This window comes from Lysobacter olei (assembly GCF_054777355.1).
In genome coordinates, this window is record NZ_BAAHAT010000007.1 from 36,455 (window position 1) to 51,419 (window position 14,965).

12 protein-coding genes are annotated in these 14,965 nt (G+C 70.1%); 9 read left to right on the plus strand and 3 right to left on the minus strand.

Annotated elements, in window-relative coordinates; all coding sequences use genetic code 11:
- The first annotated feature begins 26 nt into the window (after nt 1–26).
- The 4 genes from pgl (at nt 27) to ACYVBS_RS11375 (ending at nt 5,222) form a co-directional block, all read left to right on the plus strand.
- Nucleotides 27–887 (plus strand): 6-phosphogluconolactonase, encoded by an 861-nt coding sequence (gene pgl / locus ACYVBS_RS11360; RefSeq protein WP_460823740.1) that lies wholly within the window; start codon nt 27–29, stop codon nt 885–887.
- A 133-nt stretch (nt 888–1,020) separates the two neighbouring features.
- A complete protein-coding gene (gene edd / locus ACYVBS_RS11365; RefSeq protein WP_460823742.1) occupies nt 1,021–2,868 on the plus strand; it encodes a phosphogluconate dehydratase in 1,848 nt (615 codons plus the stop codon).
- Complete coding sequence (eda, locus tag ACYVBS_RS11370; protein ID WP_460823743.1) at nt 2,865–3,491, plus strand: bifunctional 4-hydroxy-2-oxoglutarate aldolase/2-dehydro-3-deoxy-phosphogluconate aldolase; 627 nt, start codon at nt 2,865–2,867, stop codon at nt 3,489–3,491. The genes edd and eda overlap by 4 nt, the downstream gene beginning before the upstream one ends.
- A gap of 75 nt (nt 3,492–3,566) precedes the next feature.
- Nucleotides 3,567–5,222 carry a M28 family metallopeptidase gene (locus tag ACYVBS_RS11375; RefSeq protein ID WP_460823744.1) on the plus strand — a complete coding sequence of 552 codons (1,656 nt, stop codon included), beginning with the start codon at nt 3,567–3,569 and terminating at the stop codon, nt 5,220–5,222.
- A gap of 122 nt (nt 5,223–5,344) precedes the next feature.
- On the opposite strand, the gene ACYVBS_RS11380 is transcribed toward ACYVBS_RS11375, so the two are convergent.
- Nucleotides 5,345–7,711, minus strand: a complete 2,367-nt coding sequence (locus ACYVBS_RS11380; protein WP_460823745.1) for a Tex family protein — start codon at nt 7,709–7,711, stop codon at nt 5,345–5,347.
- Nucleotides 7,712–7,934: 223 nt separating this feature from the next.
- Nucleotides 7,935–8,264: a DUF6249 domain-containing protein gene (locus ACYVBS_RS11385; RefSeq protein WP_460823746.1), complete on the minus strand. Its 330-nt coding sequence runs from the start codon at nt 8,262–8,264 to the stop codon at nt 7,935–7,937.
- Nucleotides 8,265–8,550: 286 nt separating this feature from the next.
- Between ACYVBS_RS11385 and ACYVBS_RS11390 the strand changes: the two genes are divergently transcribed.
- Nucleotides 8,551–9,192, plus strand: a complete 642-nt coding sequence (locus tag ACYVBS_RS11390) for an RNA polymerase sigma factor (RefSeq protein WP_460823901.1) — start codon at nt 8,551–8,553, stop codon at nt 9,190–9,192.
- Nucleotides 9,189–9,653 (plus strand): hypothetical protein, encoded by a 465-nt coding sequence (locus ACYVBS_RS11395; protein WP_460823747.1) that lies wholly within the window; start codon nt 9,189–9,191, stop codon nt 9,651–9,653. Before ACYVBS_RS11390 ends, ACYVBS_RS11395 begins: the two co-directional genes overlap by 4 nt.
- Nucleotides 9,654–9,680: 27 nt before the next feature.
- Here ACYVBS_RS11395 and ACYVBS_RS11400 read toward each other — a convergent pair whose 3' ends face one another.
- The gene (locus ACYVBS_RS11400; RefSeq protein WP_460823748.1) at nt 9,681–10,328 is read right to left on the minus strand and encodes an arylesterase; all 648 of its coding nucleotides are present in this window, start codon (nt 10,326–10,328) and stop codon (nt 9,681–9,683) included.
- A 184-nt stretch (nt 10,329–10,512) separates the two neighbouring features.
- Here ACYVBS_RS11400 and ACYVBS_RS11405 point away from each other — a divergent pair, with 184 nt between their 5' ends.
- From ACYVBS_RS11405 to ACYVBS_RS11415, 3 genes are all read left to right on the plus strand, one after another.
- Complete coding sequence (locus ACYVBS_RS11405; RefSeq protein WP_460823749.1) at nt 10,513–11,235, plus strand: ABC transporter ATP-binding protein; 723 nt, start codon at nt 10,513–10,515, stop codon at nt 11,233–11,235.
- Nucleotides 11,236–11,241: 6 nt separating this feature from the next.
- The gene (locus tag ACYVBS_RS11410; RefSeq protein WP_460823751.1) at nt 11,242–13,755 is read left to right on the plus strand and encodes an ABC transporter permease; all 2,514 of its coding nucleotides are present in this window, start codon (nt 11,242–11,244) and stop codon (nt 13,753–13,755) included.
- Between the two features lie 84 nt (nt 13,756–13,839).
- Nucleotides 13,840–14,958: a class I SAM-dependent methyltransferase gene (locus tag ACYVBS_RS11415; protein ID WP_460823902.1), complete on the plus strand. Its 1,119-nt coding sequence runs from the start codon at nt 13,840–13,842 to the stop codon at nt 14,956–14,958.
- The last annotated feature ends 7 nt before the right edge of the window (nt 14,959–14,965 follow it).

Genomic DNA, 14,965 nt, shown 5'->3' on the forward strand with positions numbered 1-14,965 from the left:
CTGACGCGCCCCAAGAGACCCACCGCATGTCCACCGCGACCGCTTCCCCCAGCACCACCGTCAACGGCACCGCCGCCGACAACGCGACCGTTACGAGCGCGATCGGCGCCGGTTCGAACGTCACCCACATCCGTACCCGCATGCCCCTGTCGAACACCACCGCCATGTCCGTCCTCGACATCCCGCACGTGCGTGCACGTGACTTCGCCGACGCCGTGGCCTTGGCCGAGGGCCTGGCCAACGCCGTCGCCGCCGACCTGCGTCGCGCTATCGCCGCACGGGGTGTGGCGACCATCGCACTGGCCGGCGGCAACACCCCGCGCCGCTTCCTGCAGGCGCTATCACGCCAGCCGCTGGACTGGGCGAAGGTGCGCGTGCTGCCAGTGGACGAGCGCTGGGTACCCCACACCGACCCGCGTTCCAACGAACGGCTGCTACGCGAGCACCTGATGCAGGGCGAAGCGGCGGCTGCCGAACTGTTGCCGCTGTATCGCCCGGTGGAAACGCCGGAAGTGGCACTGCAGTCGGTCGCGGGCGACATCGCCCACCGCGCGCTGCCGCTGGACGTGGTGGTGCTGGGCATGGGCGAGGATGGCCACGTCGCCTCGCTGTTCCCCGACCTCGTGCGCCGTGACGTGGGCCTGTCCGCCAGCGGTCGCGCGCCGGTGCTGGCGATCCGCACCGCCGCCGCGCCGGAGCCGCGCATCACCCTGACCTTGAGCGCCATCTTCACCGCGCCCGCGCTTTACCTGCACATCGAAGGCGTCAGCAAGCGCCGCGTGCTGGCCGACGCATTGGGCGAAGGCGTGAATCCCGGCACGGCGTTGCCGGTGCATGCATTCGTCACAGGCGCGCCCACCACGCCTGCGCTGTACTGGTGTCCGTGAGCCGAGATGCCGCTACCGCCGACCCGACGCGCCTGCACCACGCGGGTCGTCCCGGCCACTCGGCGCGTCCCCGCCACGCCGCCCGTTCGCACGCGGCCCATCCCCGCGCGGCCTAGTTCTGGAGCCACCCCGCATGTCCGCCCCGCTGAATCCCACCATCGCCGAAGTCACCCGTCGCATCGTCGAGCGAAGCCGTGAGCGTCGCAGCGCCTACCTCGCGCGCATCGACGCGGCCTCGGGTCCGCGTGCGCACCGCACGCGCCTGTCGTGCGGCAACCTCGCGCACGGCTTCGCCGCGTGCAGCCCCGGTGACAAGGCGTCGTTGCGCGACGGCGTGGCGCCCAACCTCGGCATCGTCACCGCATACAACGACATGCTCTCGGCGCACCAGCCGTTCGAGCAGTTCCCGTTCCTGATCCGCAACGCCGCACGCGAAGCCGGCGCGACCGCGCAGGTGGCCGGTGGCGTGCCGGCAATGTGCGACGGCGTGACCCAGGGCCAGGCGGGCATGGAGCTGTCGCTGTTCTCGCGCGACGTGATTGCGATGTCCACCGCGGTGGCGCTGTCGCATGACATGTTCGACGCGGCGCTGTACCTGGGCGTGTGCGACAAGATCGTACCGGGCCTGCTGATTGGCGCGCTGAGCTTCGGCCACCTGCCGGCGGTGTTCGTGCCAGCCGGACCGATGACCTCGGGCCTGCCCAATGACGAGAAGTCGCGTGTGCGCCAGCGCTACGCCGAGGGCAAGGCCACGCGCGAGGAGCTGCTGGAGGCCGAGGCGCAGAGCTACCACGCGCCGGGCACCTGCACGTTCTACGGCACCGCCAATTCCAACCAGATGCTGATGGAGTTGATGGGCCTGCACCTGCCAGGCGCAAGCTTCGTCAATCCCAATACCTCGCTGCGCAACGCGCTGACCACGGCGGCGACCAAGCGTGCGGCGCAGATCACCGCGTTGGGCGACGATTTCTGCCCCATTGGCCGGATCATCGACGAGCGTTCCATCGTCAACGGCGTGATCGGCCTGCATGCCACCGGCGGTTCCACCAACCACCTGCTGCACCTGATCGCGATGGCGGCGGCGGCGGGCATCGACCTGCGCCTGGAGGACTTCGACGAACTCTCGTCGGTGGTGCCGCTGCTGGCGCGCGTGTATCCCAATGGGGCGGCCGACGTGAACCACTTCCACGCCGCCGGCGGGCTCGCGTTCCTGATCGGCACGCTGCTCGACCACGGCCTGCTGCACGGCGACGTGGAGACCGTCGCCGGGCCGGGCCTGGAGCGGTATCGGGTGGAGGCGCGCCTGGATGACGAGCGCCAGCTGACCTACGTGCCGGCCACCGCCACCAGCGGCGACACCGATGTGTTGCGGCCGGCGGATGCGCCGTTCCGCGCCGATGGCGGCCTGCGCGTGCTGCGCGGCGCACTGGGCACCGCCTCGATCAAGGTCTCGGCAGTGCCCGAGGACCGCTGGGTGGTGGAAGCACCGTGCCGCGTGTTCAACGAACAGCACGAAGTGCGCGAGGCATTCGAGCGCGGCGAACTGGACCGCGACGTGGTCGTGGTGGTGCGCTTCCAGGGGCCGAAGGCCAACGGCATGCCCGAGCTGCACCAGCTCACGCCCGCGTTGAGCGTGCTGCAGAAGCGCGGCCATCACGTCGCGCTGGTCACCGACGGCCGCATGTCCGGTGCCTCCGGCCAAGTGCCCGCCGCGATCCACCTCACGCCCGAAGCTGCCTGCGCCGGGCCCATCGCGCGCCTTCGCGACGGCGACGTGGTGCGCGTGGATGCGCGCGCCGGCACGCTGTCGGTGCAGATTCCCGAAGCCGAATGGGCCGGGCGCGCCCCGGCCACGCTGGACCGTAGCGCCAGCCACGTCGGTCTGGGTCGCGAACTGTTCGAGGTGTTCCGTCGCGCCGTAGGCCCGGCCGATACGGGTGCCAGCGTGTTTGCCCACGGTTCCAACGGAGAAATGGCGTGATTTCACTCGAAGCGGTGCTGCAACTCGCGCCGGTGATGCCGGTGGTGGTGGTCGACGATGTGCGCCACGCGGTGCCGCTGGCACGCGCGCTGGTGGCCGGCGGCATTCCCGCCATCGAAGTGACCCTGCGCACCGCCGCAGCGCTGGAGGCCGTGCGTGCCATTGCCGCCGAAGTGCCGGATGCGGTGGTGGGCGTGGGCACGGTGCGACGGCCGGCGGACTTTGCCGCCGCACTGGCCGCGGGCGCACGTTTCGCCGTGTCGCCGGGCGCCAGCCCCGACCTGCTGGCCGCCGCGCGCGACATCGACCTCCCATGGCTGCCCGGCGCCGCCACCGCCAGTGAGGCGATGGCATTGGCCGAACGCGGCTACCTGCAGCAGAAATTCTTCCCCGCAGAAGCTGCGGGCGGCACGGCGGCGTTGCACTCGCTGCACGGCCCGCTGCCGGATATCCGCTTCTGCGCCACCGGCGGTATCACGCCGGCCAATGCACCCGGTTACCTTGCGGTGCCCAACGTCGCATGCGTGGGCGGCTCGTGGCTGACCCCGGCCAAGCTGCTGCAGGCCGGCGATTGGGCCGGGATCGAGGCGCTGGCGCGCGACGCGGCTGCACTGCGGGGCTGATCCGCGACCAAGGTCGGTGTCCGGACCCCGGGGCGGTTGCTAGTATCCGGGGCTTTCCCGTTCGGCGTTTTCACCATGAAGTTGCTCGCAGCCTCGCTGCTTTCCCTGGCGGTGTCCTCGGCCCTGGCTGGCACCGCGCCCACGTTTGACCCCCGGCAGCTGTCGGAAACGGTCAAGACCCTGTCCTCCGATGAATTCGAAGGCCGCGCGCCCGCCAGCGCCGGCGAGACGCGCACGGTCGAATACCTGTCCCTGCAGATGCGTGCGGCGGGTCTGAAGCCCGGTGGCGACCTCGGCCCGGACGGCCAGCGCACCTGGACCCAGGCGGTGCCGCTGCTGCGCGCGGAGATCGTCGGCACGCCGGCGTTGTCAGTGGCGGTCAACGGCCAGGCACAGGCCCTGGTGCAGGGCGAACAGATCGCGGTGCGTGCCGCGCTGGATGGTTCGAAGGCCGTTTCGATCGCCAATGCGCCGCTGGTGTTCGCCGGCTATGGCGTGAAGGCACCGGAGCGCAGCTGGGACGACTTCAAGGGCGTCGACCTGCGCGGCAAGATCGCGGTGGTGCTGATCAACGACCCGGATTTCGAAACCGGCCAGGGCGACTTCGGTGGCCCGGCGATGACCTATTACGGCCGCTGGACCTACAAGTACGAAGAGGCGGCGCGCCAGGGCGCGCTCGGCCTGCTGATCGTGCACGAGACTGCGCCGGCCTCGTACGGCTGGGCCACGGTCAAGAACTCCAACACCAACACCATGTTCGACGTGGTGCGCGAACAGCCGGGCGCGGTGCACCCGCGCATGGAAGGCTGGGTGCAGCGCGACTTCGCGGCCGACCTGTTCCGCCGCGCCGGCCTGGACTTCGACGCGCTGAAGCGGCAGGCGCAGGCGCGCGACTTCCAGCCGGTCGAGCTCAAGGGCGTGACCCTGTCGGCCGACTACGCAGTCGATTCAAAGGTGATCACCTCGCGCAACGTGGTGGGCCGCGTGGACGGCCGCAAGCGTGCGGACGAGACGGTGATCTACACCGGGCACTGGGACCACCTGGGCGTGGGATTGCCCGATGCCAAGGGCGATCGCATCTACAACGGCGCAGTGGACAACGGCACCGGCATGGCCGCGCTGCTGGCGCTGGCCCGTGCGTTTGCCCAGGCCAAGCAGCAGCCGGAGCGTTCGGTGGTGTTCCTCGCGGTCACCGCCGAGGAAAAGGGTCTGCTGGGCTCGGAATACTACGCCTCGCGTCCGCTGTACCCGCTGGAGAAGACAGTGGGCGTGATCAACATGGACGCGCTGAGCCCGCAGGGGCCGGCGCACGACTTCACCATTTCCGGCAGCGCCAAGCTGGAGCTGCTCGACGCGCTGGTGGCCACGGCAAAGCGCTGGGGCATGCGTTACACGCCTGACTCCAAGCCCGAGGCCGGCTACTTCTTCCGGTCCGATCACTTCCCGTTCGCCAAGCGTGGCGTGCCGGCGATTTCGTACGGCTCGGGCAACGACTGGGTCGAGGGCGGCGTGGCCGCGGCCAAGGCCGCGGGCGAGCGCTACACCGCCGATCGTTACCACCAGCCGGCGGACCAGTGGGAGGCCAGCTGGAGCTTCACCGGCATGACCCGCGAGTTGCAGGTGCTGTACACGCTGGGCAGCGAGCTGGCCAACGGCAAGCACTGGCCCAACTGGGATGCGGGCTCGGAGTTCCGTGGCGCGCGCGACGCCACTGCCGAACAGCGCAAGTAAGTCGCGCCCTGGGCGCTGATGCAGTGACGCCGCCCGGAGGCGGCGTCACTGCAGAGTACATCAACGGGCAGAGCCGCTATGGCCCGCTGCGATCGCGGCGGACAATGGCGTGGGTCGGCGCGTCAGCCGCCCTGCTTGGCCTTGGCGAAGGCCGCCGCCAGCGCGTTGTTGGCCGGCGGCGCGGACTGCATGCGCGGTGCGTTGCTCCGTTGGCCATCACGGCCGCCACCGCGCGGGCCCGCATCACGGCCACTGCGCGCATCGCGCTCGCCACCGCGCGTTTCCCGCGGCGCCGGCGCCGCATCGTCCAGTCGGCGGGTGAGGGCGATGCGCTTGCGCGGGATGTCGACCTCGATCACCTTGACCTTGACGATGTCGCCGGCCTTGACCACCTCGCGCGGGTCCTTGACGTACTTGTCCGACAACGCGGAGATGTGGATCAGGCCGTCCTGGTGCACGCCGATGTCGACGAACGCGCCGAACGCGGCGACGTTGCTGACCACGCCTTCCAGCACCATCCCGACCTGCAGGTCCTTGATGTCCTCGACACCGTCGGCGAAGCGCGCGGCCTTGAACTCGGGGCGCGGGTCGCGGCCGGGCTTCTCCAGTTCCTTCAGGATGTCGCGCACCGTGGGCACGCCGAACTTCTCATCCACGAACTGTTCGGGCTTGAGGCCACGCAGCAGCGAGGCGTCGCCGATAACCTGCTTCACCTCGCGCCCGCACTGCTTGAGGATGCGCTCGACCACCGGATAGGCCTCCGGGTGCACCGACGACGCGTCCAGCGGCTGCTCGCCATCGGCGATGCGCAGGAAGCCCGCGCACTGCTCGAACGTCTTGTCGCCCAGGCGCGGCACCTTCAGCAGTTCCTTGCGTGATTTGAACGCGCCGTTGGCATCGCGGTAGACCACGATGTTCTCGGCCACGGTGGAGGACAGGCCTGACACGCGCGTCAGCAGCGCGGCCGAGGCGGTGTTCACGTCCACGCCCACGGCGTTCACGCAGTCCTCGACGCGCGCGTCGAGCGCGCGGGCCAGGCGGAACTGGTCCACGTCGTGCTGGTACTGACCGACGCCAATGGCCTTCGGCTCGATCTTCACCAGTTCCGCCAGCGGATCCTGCAGGCGACGCGCGATGGAGACCGCGCCGCGGATGCTGACGTCGAGGTTGGGGAATTCCTTCGCCGCGAACTCCGACGCCGAGTACACCGAGGCGCCGGCCTCGCTGACCACGATCTTCTGCATCTTCAGTTCGGGCGCGAGCTTGATCAGGTCGCCGGCCAGCTTGTCGGTCTCGCGGCTGGCGGTGCCGTTGCCGATCGCAATCAGCTCCACGCGATGCTTGGCGCACAGCGCACGCAGCACGTGCAGCGACTGGTCCCACTGCCGCTTGGGTTCGTGCGGATAGATGGTGGCGGTGTCGACCAGCTTGCCGGTGTTGTCGACCACGGCGACCTTCACGCCGGTGCGCAGGCCCGGGTCCAGCCCCAGCACGGCCTTCGGGCCGGCCGGCGCGGCCAACAGCAGGTCCTTGAGGTTGTCGCCGAACACGGTGATCGCCTCGGCCTCGGCCTTCTCGCGCGCCTGGTTGAACAGGTCCAGCAGCAGGTGCAGGTGCAGCTTGGCCTTCCAGGTCAGGCGGCAGGTGTCGAGCAGCCACTTGTCCGCGGGGCGGCCCTGCGCCTTGACGCCGGCGTGGACGGCGACGCGGCCTTCGGCCTGCAGGTGGCCGGCTTCGGCATCGTTGCCCGGGTCCAGGTCGAGGTACAGCACTTCCTCGCGGCGCGCGCGGAACAGCGCCAGCAGGCGGTGCGAGGGGATCTTCGCCAGCGATTCGGCGTGGTCAAAGTAGTCGCGGTACTTCGCGCCTTCGTTCTCCTTGCCTTCGGCCACGCGCGCGCGGATCACGCCCACTTCGCTGAGCCAGGTGCGCAGCTCACCGACCAACGCGGCGTCCTCGCCCCAGCGCTCCATCAGGATGGCGCGGGCACCGTCCAGTGCGGCCTTGGCATCGGCCACGCCCTTGTCGACATCGATGAATTGCGCGGCCACCACCTGCGGGTCCTGCGACGGATCGGCCAGCAGGCCATCAGCCAGCGGCTCCAGTCCGGCCTCGCGCGCGATCTGCGCCTTGGTGCGGCGCTTGGGCTTGTACGGCAGGTACAGGTCCTCCAGGCGCGACTTGGTGTCGGCGCCCTCGATCTCGGCGCGCAACTCGTCGGTCAGCTTGCCCTGTTCGTCGATGGAGGCCAGCACCGCGGCGCGGCGGTCCTCCAGTTCGCGCAGGTACACCAGGCGCGTTTCCAGGTTGCGCAGTTGGGTGTCGTCCAGCCCGCCGGTGACTTCCTTGCGGTAGCGCGCGATGAAGGGCACGGTGGCGCCTTCGTCGAGCAGGGCGATGGCGGCCTGCGCCTGGGCGGGTTGCGCACCGATCTCGGTGGCGATGGTGCGCGCGATCTGCTGCGCCAGCTTCGGGGAAATCTCGGGCATTGCGTCGTGGTGCCGATACTGCGGAAAGAGGCCGATTGTGGCCGTATGCAGCGCGGGGCGGAACCCGTTGACAGGACACTGAAAAGGCCCGCCGAAATGGCGGGCCGCGTTCAGTTACTCGGCGCTGGCACCTTGGGCGTGCCAGCGCGGAGCCGCGGCCGGCAAGCGGATCATTGCGATCCTGCGACATGCCCGTGGGCCGCCACCGCCATGCCCAGGACGCTCAAGGCAGCTTGCGAGCGGTCAGATAGAAGCCGAGGTTGCCCAGACCGGTGACGGCAAGCAGCACGCCGACCACGCCCGGGGTGACTTCGGTCCAGCCGGCCGCCTCGATGACGAAGAAACCGATGGCCAGCGCGGTCAAGACGATGCCCCAGCGCAACGAGCCATGGCGGCGGTTGTGTTCCTCGCCTGCGAGCATCGCCTGCATCAGCTCCTCGGAGGCATTGTTGGCGATCAGCTTGGCGCGGGTGCGCGCATCGACCACCACCCGGATCGCATACACGATGCAGATGAACAGGGTGATCGGGATCAGGACTTCAAGGTTGTTCATGGCGGTGGCCTCGGATTGCGGACTGGAATGGGCGGGTTCGAGGGAGTAGATACAGCGAACGCGGCGGCGGTTGCAGGACGCCGTCCACCACCTTCCCGCCAGCTGACAGCTGACAGCGGCCAGCCAGTAGTGGGTAGCCGGTAGCCGGTAGCCCCCCCGGCGCAAAGTTCCCCCCGACGCGAACGCCCGGCGCCTTGCCGCAGCCGGCTTTCTCCGCACTCCCATCTCCCGATGCACAATCGTGCAACCGTTCTGGCCCTCGCAGTATCCAAGGGGAATGGACTCGATGCCGGACCTCGCTGACCGCCACGCCCACGACCTGCCTGCTCCGGAAGCGCCCGGGGCCGGGGAGGCGACGGCGTATGCGGCCGACCGCGAGTTGGTGGAAGCGGTGCTGGCCAACACGCCCGGCGCCTTCGAGCGCCTGGTCCGCGAGTACCAGGGCCTGTGCTGGCACATCATCCAGCGCATGGTCCGCCACCCCGAGGACACGCGCGAGCTGTGCCAGGAGACCTTCCTGCGCGTGCATCGCTACCTGCACCAGTACCGCCATGAGAGCGCGCTGAAGTCATGGATCGGCCAGGTCGCGTACTCGATGGCCAAACGCCATCTGGAGCGCAAGCGCATCCCGCTGGTCGATGCGGTGGAGGAGGATGACGGCAGTAGCCTGCTCGACCGAGTGGCCGACGGCTTCGACCTGGAGGCGGCCAGCGCCGACGAGCAGGTGGTCGGCCACCTGCATGCGGCGGTCGAAGCCCTGCCACCCCTGCAACGCACCATCCTCACCCTGTATCACCTGGACGAAGTGCCCATCGGCGATATCGCGGCCATCACCGGCCTGGCCGAAGGCACCATCAAGAGCCATCTGTTCCGCAGCCGCGCGAAGTTGCGCGAGCGTCTGCAGGACGACTTGGGAGTCAGCCGATGAACGCCGGACCGCGAGACACCCCCCCGACCGATGCCGCCCGCCGCGACGCCGAGTGGCAGGCGCAGGAGCAGGCTTTGCGCGAGGAGCGCGCCGGCATTCCCATGCAGGCCGGCGATGCGCGACGAGCCCAGTACCGGTTGATCAATCGTGCGCTGCGCCATCCGCCCCTGGACCCGGTGCCCCATGATTTCGCGCGCACGGTGGCGGCCCGCGCCATGCGTGCGGCCGACAGCGATGACCGGCTCGAACAGCTGTTGCTGCGCGTGCTGGTGGGCGTGATGGCGGTGGCGGGCGCGGTGATTGTGCTGGTGTATGGCGCGCCATGGTGGCCCGCCGTGGCTGCCGCATTGCCGCTTCCCGCGGGCGATCTGCTGCGCTGGGGCTTGGTGTTGGCCGCCTGCGCAGGCACCACGTGGATGCTGGGCCAGGTGCTGCGGTCCGAGGCGCCCGCGCACGCGTGATGGCGCGCGCTCGGGGTCAGCGGTACATCAGCGCAGCAGGGGCGACAACGCCTTCCACACGTGGTCGCGTAGCTTCGGCTGCGCCGCGGCCGTGGGGTGCAGGTTGTCGGCCTGGTAGGCGTTGCGGTCCAACGCGATCGGCTCCAGCAGGAACGGCAGCAGCGCCACCCCGTGGGTTTTCGCCAGCGTCGCGTAATTGGCGGTGAAGCCCTCGGTGTACGCCTTGCCCAGGTTGGGCGGCATGCGCATGCCCACCAGCAGCACGCGCGCCTTGGCACCCTTGGCGGCGCGGATCATGCGGTCGAGATTGCCGCGGGTCTGCTCCAGCGGCAGGCCGCGCAGGCCGTCGTTGGCGCCCAGTGCGATCACCACCACCGCCGGACGAGTGCGCTTGAGCTCGGCCGCGATGCGCGTGGCGCCGCCGGCACTGGTCTCGCCGCTGATGCTGGCGTTGACCACCTTCCACCCCGGCTTCTGCTGGGCGATGCGGTTGGCGGTGAGTGCCACCCAGCCCTGCGATGCGGCCATCCCATAGCCGGCCGAAAGGGAGTCGCCCATCACCAGGACGGTGCGCGTGGGCGCCGCGCTTGCCGCGCCCGCCGGTGCCGCCATGGTGGGCCACCCCCACGTCGACACCACCGCCAAGGCGATGGCCAGGATCCCCGTATTCGCCATGGCCATCGACGCCCGCCGCGACTTTGCCCAACCGATGGCACATTGAACCCACTGCCTCCATCCCGCATATCGGGACGTATGAGTGGGTGACGGCGCGGATGCCAGGGTCGTCGCACGCATGGGTTTCGCAATCTCCTCGTGGTGGCGCCGGCTGCGCCCGGGCGGGGCAGCAACAGGACGGATCATGGCCGACAGCATCGCACCCCACGCTGAAGCAATCCCCAACACCGTGGACGAACGGCACGCGCTGCGCGTGTCGGGCCTGGGAAAGCGGGTAACGCTGCCCTCGGGCGAACTCACCATCCTCGATGGGGTCGGCTTTACGATCGCGCAAGGCGAGACCGTGGCCATCGTGGGCGCGTCGGGGTCGGGTAAGAGCACCCTGCTGTCGCTGATGGCCGGCCTGGACGTGCCCAGCGACGGTTCGGTCGTGCTCGACGGCGAGGTGCTGTCGGCGCTCGACGAAGACGGTCGCGCGCGGGTGCGGGGCGAGAAAGTGGGCTTCGTGTTCCAGAGCTTCCAGCTGCTGCCGTCGCTGACCGCGCTGGAAAACGTGATGCTGCCGCTGGAACTGCGCGGCGACGCCGACGTGGACGGGCCGGCACGCGCCATCCTGGAGAAGGTGGGCCTCGGCCCACGCCTGCACCATTACCCCCGGCAGCTCTCCGGCGGCGAGCAGCAGCGCGTGGCGCTAGCGCGTGCCTTCGTCACTCGGCCGTCGTTGCTGTTCGCGGACGAGCCCACCGGCAACCTCGACACCGCGACCGGCCAGGCGGTGATCGAACTGCTGTTCGCGCTCAATGCCGAAGCAGGTACCACGCTGGTGCTGGTGACCCACGACGACCACCTTGCGTCGCGCTGCGGGCGCCAGCTGCGGCTGGATTCCGGGCGGCTCGTGGCGGGCTGACCGGCGATGAAGATCCTGGCCTTGGCATGGCGCCAGTTGCGCCGCGACGTCGCGGCCGGCGACGTACGCATCCTGTTTGCCGCATTGGTGCTGGCCGTGGTGGCGGTCACGTCGGTGGGCTTCGTCACTGACCGGGCCGAACGCGCACTGGCCATCGAGGCCAACCGCTTGCTCGGCGGTGATGCCGTCGTGCGCGCCGACGAACCGATCCAGGGCACGGTACGGCGCGCACTGTCCGCACCGGGCCTGCGCTACACCGAAACGCGTGAGCTCAACACCATGATCCGCGTGGCCGGTGCCGACGGCGAACGCCTGCAGCTGGGCGACCTGCGCGCGCTGGGCGACGGCTACCCGCTGCGCGGCAGCTTCCGCGTCACGACGGCCGCACGCTCGGCCGAACACGATGCCGCTGCCATCCCGGGGCGCGGGACCGCCTGGATGAGCCGCGCGGGTGCGGATCGGCTCGGCGCGCGGCTGGGCGATACCCTGCTCATCGGCGATTCCTCGCTGACATTGATGGCGCTGGTGAACCAGGAGCCCGACGCGGCGCTGGACTACTTCAACGTCGCGCCCAAGGTCTTCGTCAACTTGCAGGACCTTCCCGCCACCGGCCTGGTGCAGGAAGGCAGCCGCCTGCGCTACCGCGTCGTGGTTGCCGGTGAGGCGACCGCGGTCGACCGCTTCGTGCGTCAGGTGCGGCCCGCGCTGGGTCGTGGCCAGCGTCTGGAAACCGTGCAGGACGCCCGGCCGGAAATCCGTTCCGCGCTTGATCGTGCCGGTCGCTTCCTGGGCCTGGCCGCGCTGGTGTCCGTGGTCCTCGCGGCCGTCGCGGTTGCCATGGCCGCGCGCCGCCACAGCGAGCGCCACCTGTCCGGCAGCGCGGTGATGCGCTGCCTCGGTGCCAGCCAGCGCACGCTGGTGGGCGTGCATGTGGGCGAGCTGTTGCTCTTGGGGTTAGCCGCGTGCACGACTGGCGTGGCGCTGGCCTTCGGCCTGCAATGGTTGGTGGGCGAGTGGCTGGCGCAGGCGCTGTCGATGTCCATCCCCGCCGCGGGTTGGTTGCCGGCCCTGCAAGGCTACGGGGTCGGATTGGTCGTGCTGCTCGCGTTTGGTGCACCCCCGGTGCTGGCGCTGCGCCGCGTACCGGCCCTGCGCGTGCTGCGCCGAGACCTGGACGCAACGGAACCCAGTGCGTGGGTTGTAGGCCTTCTCGCTTTCGCCGCGCTCGCGGGCCTGCTGTGGTGGAAGGCGGGTTCGCCAACCTTGGCGCTGGCCATGCTCGGCGGCATCGCCGCCACGTTGGCCGTGCTCGCACTGCTGGCGTGGGGCATGGTGGTGGTCGTGCGACGCCTGCGCCACCGCCTGCGCGGCAGCCTGCGCTACGGACTGGCCAACGTCAGCCGACGGGCCGGCACCAGCGTGGCGCAGGTTTCGGCGCTGGGCCTGGGACTCATGGCGCTGCTCCTGCTCACCTTCGTCCGCACCGACCTGCTCGACCGCTGGCAGCTGTCGCTGCAGGCCGACGCGCCCAACCGCTTCATCATCAACGTGCAGGACGACCAGGTCGCCGCCGTGCGCACGTTCATTGCCGGCCAGGGGCTGGCGCCGCCCGTGCTGTATCCGATGATCCGGGGCCGGCTGGTCGCGCACAACGGCGCCGCGGTGTCCGGTGACGACTACGCCGGACGCGGCCAACGCGCGCAGCGTTTGGCCGAGCGCGAGTTCAACCTCTCGGTGGCCGATGCGCTGCGCGACGACAACACGGTTACCGCGGGCAACTTCTGGAAGGGGGTCAAGCCCGCCGCGCCCGAGGCCTCCGTGGAGGAAGCGTTCGCCGAGCGGCTGGGCTGGAAGCTAGGCGACCGCATCGCCTTCGACATTGCCGGCCAGCCGTTCGAGGCGACCATCACCAGCCTGCGCCGCGTGGAATGGGAGAGTTTCCGCCCCAATTTCTTCGTGATCGTCTCGCCCGGCGCGCTCGACGGATACCCGGCCAGCCATATCACCGCGGTGCACGTGCCCAAGGCCGCCAGCCGCTTCACCGCCGAGCTGGTGCGTGCCTTTCCCAACGTCAGTGTCATCGACATCGATGCGGTCCTGGACCAGGTGCGCAGCACCGCCGACCAGGTCTCGACCGTGGTGGAAGTGGTGTTCTATTTCTCGCTCGCCGCCGGCCTGCTGGTGCTGATGGCGGCGGTCAGTGCCAGCCAGGACGAGCGCCTGCTCGAAGGCGGGGTGATGCGCGTGCTGGGCGGCAGCCGTCGCCAGTTGCGGCTCGCCCAGGCGTCGGAGTTCGCGGCCATTGGCCTGCTGGCCGGCCTGGTCGCGGCCATTGCGGCTTCGGTGCTGTCGGGGGTGGTGGCCACTCGCGTCTTCGACCTGCCGTGGGAGGCGGACTGGCGGCTGGCGACGGTGGGCGGCGGCGTGGGGCTGCTCGCCGCGCTGGTCGCGGGCCTGTTCGCCACCCGGCGCGTGCTCGACGCCCCGCCTTCGGTCACGTTGCGCGAACTGGACAACTAGCGGCGTCACCCCTGCGGGCCACCAGGCACGGCCCGGGCGGAAGCGGCAGGTAGAATGCGCGAATGCATTCCGCCTGCCCGCGCCATGGCCGCTGACGCCGATCCCGCGCTCGAAACCCTGTTCCTGCCGTTTGCCGAAGGCCGCCTCACCTGGCCGGATGGCAAGGTGTTGTTCCTGCGTGCGCGCGACGGCTGGCCGCTGCACCGCCAGTCGACTGCAGGCCTGGTCTGCGAGCAGACCTTCAAGCCGGAGGCGGACGCCCTCCAGCGCTCCGGCCTGACGGTGTGCAACGACGGCGCGCTGGACGACGTGGCCGACCCCGCGGGGGAGAGCGCCAGCGCGGCCCGGTACCCGCTCGTGCTGTTGCTGCCGCCGCGCCAGCGCGACGAGTCCCGCGCATTGATGGCGCGTGCCGTGGCCGCGTGTGCCCCCGGCGGGCGCGTACTGGCCTGCGTTGCCAACAACGAAGGCGCCAAGTCCGCCGAGGACGACCTGCGACGCGTTGCCGGCACCGTGAGCACGATGACCAAGAACAAGTGCCGCGTGTTCTGGACCGCGCCGCTGCACGAATCCCCGGTGGAAGCGCCCACGGCTTCCCATCCCCCGGCGCTATCGACCCCCGAGCTGGTGGGTGAGTGGCGGCAGCTCGATCGCATCCGTCCCATCGCGGGGGGGCGTCTGCTGAGTCGCCCCGGCGTCTTCGCCTGGGATCGCATCGATGCCGCATCCGCCCTGCTCGCCGAGTGCTTGCCGGCAGATCTGGCGGGTCGCGTGGCCGATCTCGGTGCGGGCATCGGTTACCTCGGTGTCGAACTGCTGCAGCACTGCCCCGGCATCACTGCGCTGGACCTGTATGAAGCCGAGGCCCGCGCGCTCGACCTCGCCCGGCGCAACCTGCAGCCGCACGCGGATCGCGTCGTGCTCGGCTTCCATTGGCATGACGTCACCCGCGGCCTGCCCGCCGCGCATGACGTGATCGTCACCAATCCCCCCTTCCATGCACAGGGGCGGGCCGACCGGCCCGACATCGGCCGGCGTTTCATCGCCGCCGCCGCAGGCGCACTGCGACCGGGCGGGCGCCTGTGGCTGGTGGCCAACCGGCACCTGCCCTACGAGACCGTGCTCCATGAACACTTCGGCCAGGTACGCACCGTGGCCACGCGCGATGGCTTCAAGGTTGTTGAAGCCGTCCGCTCCCGCTGAGGAACCC